The following is a 314-nucleotide window of genomic DNA, read 5'->3' as shown; positions in this document are numbered from 1 at the left end:
CGGTTTCAAAGTGATGATGATTTTGGAAAGACGCTCTACTAGCGTGATAACAGCACTCTTGTGGTGAACACCCACAATGGTATCTCCTTCGAGATGACCGAATTCTTCGGTGAACGCTGGATAGTCTACCTCTCTTTCCACGATATTTCGCTTGAAGGCTTGTTTTCCGCGACGTTCTTGATGCCCATTTGGCTTACGTTTTCCTTTCATGGGTAAGGTTTTTTCATCGAACACCTTTTCCTTGAAACGCCGATAAAGCGTCCGCATGGAACAGTCAATGGGTTTTTCTTTACGCCCGATAATGACATCGGGTG

At 45.5% G+C, this 314-nt stretch carries 1 protein-coding gene; it reads right to left on the bottom strand.

Annotated elements, in window-relative coordinates; translation table 11 throughout:
- Positions 1 to 314: IS30 family transposase (locus ACEN33_RS12515; RefSeq protein ID WP_407095220.1), on the bottom strand; the 314-nt coding region annotated here is incomplete at both ends.

It is taken from the genome of Ruoffia sp. FAM 24228, assembly GCF_045528575.1.
GTDB lineage: Bacteria > Bacillota > Bacilli > Lactobacillales > Aerococcaceae > Ruoffia > Ruoffia halotolerans.
This window is presented reverse-complemented; position numbering and strand designations above follow the sequence as displayed.